The organism is Streptomyces sp. CNQ329 (genome assembly GCF_000482585.1).
Map to the genome: position 1 here is coordinate 1 of NZ_AXVU01000153.1, position 1286 is coordinate 1286.

At 72.6% G+C, this 1286-nt stretch carries 2 protein-coding genes; one reads left to right on the forward strand and one right to left on the reverse strand.

Going from position 1 to position 1286, the window contains the following annotated elements:
- Window positions 1–168 precede the first annotated feature (168 nt).
- Window positions 169–471 (reverse strand): hypothetical protein, encoded by a 303-nt coding sequence (locus I003_RS0129490; protein WP_027774713.1) that lies wholly within the window; start codon window positions 469–471, stop codon window positions 169–171.
- Between the two features lie 221 nt (window positions 472–692).
- On the opposite strand from I003_RS0129490, the gene I003_RS0129495 reads away from it, so the two are divergent.
- Window positions 693–1286 (forward strand): bifunctional DNA primase/polymerase (locus I003_RS0129495; RefSeq protein ID WP_027774714.1); only part of this gene is annotated, 594 nt, incomplete at its 3' end.

Consider the following 1286-nt stretch of genomic DNA (forward strand, 5'->3'; position numbering starts at 1 on the left):
GGGGCAGCCGCCGAGTGCACCTGCAAACACGGCGAGGGCGGGGCCGGGCGAGGGCCCGTTCACCGGGGACCCGGCCGCGGGATGACCCGTGCGCACGCGACCGCGCGACCGCACCGTGACGGTGCGGCCGCGCGGCCATCCCCATGAGCACCCCGAACCGTGTGAGCCTTACCAGAGGTTGGAGAAGACGACCACGGTGTCGGACTGGTCGACGACGTTGCCGAAGCCCTGGACGTTGGCGGTGTTGGACTCGTTGAAGCCGCCGCCGTTGTTGACCTGCTGGGTCTGGGCGTTGTTGCCGAAGTTGTCGTCACCGACGCCGCCGAGCTGGCCGACGATCGCGGAGTTGGAGTCGTCGTTGGCGAACGCCCCGGCCCCGTTGTCCGCGTGCGCCACCCCTCCGAAGAGCGCGACAGCGAGCGGCAGTGAAGCTGCCGCGGCCAAGATGCGGGCCGTGCGAGTGCGTGCCATCTGCTTCCTCCTATGAACGGAAGACGGTTCCGTGACCGGAGGCCGGCCGGGGGCTCCGGCCACCTCTCCGGCGGTTTGCGACGTCGCGAGAGCATCGTTTCCCACGCGCTCCCGGGCAATCGCGGACCGGCGCCCATTTCCCCCGCAGGCATGATCGGCGGCGGCTAAACCCGCACAGTCGGACACTTTCGCGTATCGAACACTTGTACGAGACTAGGGGGATGGACAGCTCCGTACACAGCCATGCCCTCACCGCCGCGCTGGCCGCCGCCCGCCGCGGCCTGCCCGTCTTCCCGCTGTCCCGTGCGAAGCAGCCCGCGGTCCGCTCCCCGCACCACGCGGACTGGCCGCGGGTGCCCTGCCGCGGGGAGTGCGGGCGCATCGGCCACGGCGTGTACGACGCGACCACCGACACCGACGCGATCCACACCCTCTTCGCCGCCGCCCCCTGGGCGACGGGCTACGGGATCGCCTGCGGCCGGCCACCGCATCACCTGATCGGGCTGGACCTCGACGTGAAATCCGGGACGGACGCGCCGAGGGTGTTCGAGTCGCTCCTCGCCACACACGGGATCGTGCTGCCGCCGACGGTGGTGATCCTCACGCCCGGCGGCGGCCGTCACATCTGGCTCACCGGCCACCCCGACCACACGGTGCCCAACTCCGCGGGCCGCCTGGCGCCCGGGGTCGACATCCGCGGGACAGGCGGCTACCTGGCGGGCCCCGGCTCACGCACCCTGCACGGCACGTACCGCCTGGCCCCCCGCTCCGCCCGCGCCCCCGCCCCGGCGCCCAGAGCGCTGCTCCGCCTCCTC